The 409-nt window shown below is 35.7% G+C and carries 1 protein-coding gene; it reads left to right on the top strand.

Annotated features, from left to right (window positions below; all coding sequences use genetic code 11):
* Positions 1-321: RNA-guided endonuclease InsQ/TnpB family protein (locus FFM65_RS12025; RefSeq protein WP_137610129.1), on the top strand; the 321-nt coding region annotated here is incomplete at its 5' end.
* Between the last annotated feature and the right edge of the window lie 88 nt (positions 322-409).

Genomic DNA, 409 nt, shown 5'->3' with positions numbered 1-409 from the left:
AATGATTTGATTGTTATTGAAGATTTGAAAACCAAAAATCTTCTTGGTAATCATAAACTATCACGTGCCATCGCTAATCAATCATGGAGAGCATTAAGATTAATGCTTGAATACAAATGTGAATGGTATGGAAAGAAGCTTCTAATTGTTAATCCATTCAAAACTAGTCAAATCTGTTCTAACTGTGGGTACGATGATGGTAAACATGGGTTAGATATAAGAAAATGGGCTTGTCCTAGTTGTGGTATTCATCATGATCGTGATATTAATGCAAGTAAAAACATTTTGAACAATGGCTTGGAACAAGCCTTAGTAAGATAGTTCTAGCCTCTACCGACTGGTTGGAATACTAGTTGGCAAGTATGGAATGTTCCTAGAAGCTCGGTACTTTAGTGCCGATGTAGTTCAC

The organism is Companilactobacillus formosensis (genome assembly GCF_005405305.1).
Lineage (GTDB): Bacteria > Bacillota > Bacilli > Lactobacillales > Lactobacillaceae > Companilactobacillus > Companilactobacillus formosensis.
Note: the sequence above shows the minus strand (reverse complement) of the source record. Positions and strands in the feature narration are given on the sequence as shown.